Origin of the sequence: Streptomyces sp. NPDC002889, from assembly GCF_042888425.1 — a bacterium.
GTDB lineage: Bacteria > Actinomycetota > Actinomycetes > Streptomycetales > Streptomycetaceae > Streptomyces.
Map to the genome: position 1 here is coordinate 1 of NZ_JBIAPT010000075.1, position 2,099 is coordinate 2,099.

A 2,099-nucleotide genomic window follows, 5' to 3' on the forward strand; every position below is an offset into this window, starting at 1 on the left:
GAGGCGGTGCTGGCCGGGCACGAGAGCGTCGGTCAGGTCGCGGTGATCGCCAGGGAGGACCGGCCTGGCGACAAACGCCTCGTCGCCTACATCGTCCCCGCTGTGCAGGGTCAGGTGGATGCGACGCCGCTGCGCCAACACGCAGCGGCCACCCTGCCCGATTACATGGTTCCTGCCGCCGTGGTCGTGCTGGAGGAACTACCCGTCACGGTGAACGGCAAGCTCGACCGGGCGGCTCTGCCTGCCCCCGACTTCGCCGGAGTGGTTGGTGGCCGTGGGCCCGCGACGCCGACGGAAGAGGTGCTCTGTGGGCTGTTCGCCGAGGTGCTCGGCCTGGAGTGGGTGAGTGCCGAGGCCTCGTTCTTCGACCTCGGCGGGGACTCCCTGCTGGCGATGCGGCTGATCGCCCGGATCCTGGCCGTCCTGGACACCGAGCTGCGCATCGCCGACCTGTTCACCGCACCGGCTGTGGTCGACGTGGCCCGCCTCATCGACAGTACGGACGGCGAGACCCGGACAGCCTTGAGGCCGCAGCCTCGGCCGGATGTGCTGCCGCTGTCGTTCGCGCAGCAGCGGATGTGGTTCCTGAACCGGCTGAAGGAGACCGATCCGGGTGCCGACTCGGCCTACAACCTGCCGGTGGCGTTGCGGTTGTCCGGAGATCTGGATGTGGCGGCGTTGGAAGCGGCGCTGGGCGATGTCGCCGACCGGCATGAGAGCCTGCGGACGATCTATCCCGAAACCCAAGGTGTCCCGCGCCAACAGGTGCTGAAGGGAGCCGCAGGACGGCCGCCGCTGGTGGTCGTCGAGACCGCCGAGGACGAAGCCGAGGAGGTCCTTGCGGCGCATGCGGGTCGAGGCTTCGACGTGAGTGTCGATCTGCCGTGGCGGATACGGCTGTTGACGTTGGCCCGGTCCGAGTTCGTCCTGCTCATCGTGGCGCATCACATCGCTGTCGATGGCTGGTCGATGGGCGTCCTGGCACGCGACCTCGGGGCGGCCTACGCGGCCAGGCGGCAGGGTCGGGAGCCGGGTTGGGAGCCGCTGCCGGTGCAGTATGCCGACTACGCGCTGTGGCAGCGGGAGGTTCTGGGAGATCTGGACGACCCGGACAGTCTGATCAGTGATCAGCTGGCCTACTGGCGTGAGGCTTTGGCCGATGCACCGCAGGAGTTGGCCCTGCCGACCGACCGCCCGCGTCCGGCCGTTTCCTCCTATAAGGGCGGCTTGGTTCCTGTCCGTGTGGAGGCTCACACCCATGCGCGGTTGCTCGAGGTCGCGCGACGGGGCCGGGCGACCATGTTCATGGTCGTGCACGCCGCGGTGTCCGTGCTTCTGGCTCGCATGGGGGCAGGGAGCGACATCCCGATGGGAATACCGATCGCGGGACGTGGGGACGCGGCGTTGGACGACCTGGCCGGGTTCTTCGTGAACACCCTGGTGCTACGAACGGACTTGAGCGGTGACCCGTCCTTCACCGAATTACTGGCCGAGGTGCGGGAGACGGACCTGGCGGCATACGCCCATCAGGATGTGCCCTTCGAGCGGCTCGTCGACGACCTGAACCCTTCTCGCTCGCTGTCCAGGAACCCGCTGTTCCAGGTGATGCTGGCGCTGCAGAATGTGCCGCCGGCGCAGTGGGAGCTGCCGGGTCTGCAGATCCGTCCGGCGTCGACCGGATCGCTCCCGGCCCGGTTCGACCTCTCCGTGGAGTTGGCCGAACAGCGCGATGCAGCCGGGGCCCCGGCCGGAATCGGTGGCGGGATCCAGTACGCCGCGGATCTGTTCGATGAGGTCACTGTGCGGGGTCTGGCGGATCGTCTGGTGCGGGTCTTGGAGCAGGTGGCGGCTGATCCGGCGGTGCGGTTGAGCCAGATCGATGTTGTGGACGATGCCGAGCGGTCGCAGGTGGTCGAGGGGTGGAACGCCACTGCTCGGCCGGTTTCTGCGGGCACGCTGGTGGAGTTGTTCGAGGCTCAGGTGGGGCGGTCGCCGAGTCTCGCTGCGGTGCGGTGTGGTTCTGAGGTGTTGTCGTATGGGGAGTTGGATGGTGCGGCGAACCGGTTGGCGAGGTGTTTGAGGCGGCTTGGGGTGTCGGT

1 protein-coding gene and 1 pseudogene are annotated in these 2,099 nt (G+C 68.1%); both read left to right on the forward strand.

Translation table 11 applies throughout. From position 1 onward, the window contains the following. Positions 1–6: 6 nt before the first annotated feature. A pseudogene (locus ACFYWI_RS38400) lies at positions 7–210 on the forward strand (hypothetical protein); the annotation flags it as partial. A gap of 114 nt (positions 211–324) precedes the next feature. Beyond that, positions 325–2,099 (forward strand): condensation domain-containing protein (locus tag ACFYWI_RS38405; RefSeq protein WP_389240817.1); only part of this gene is annotated, 1,775 nt, incomplete at its 3' end.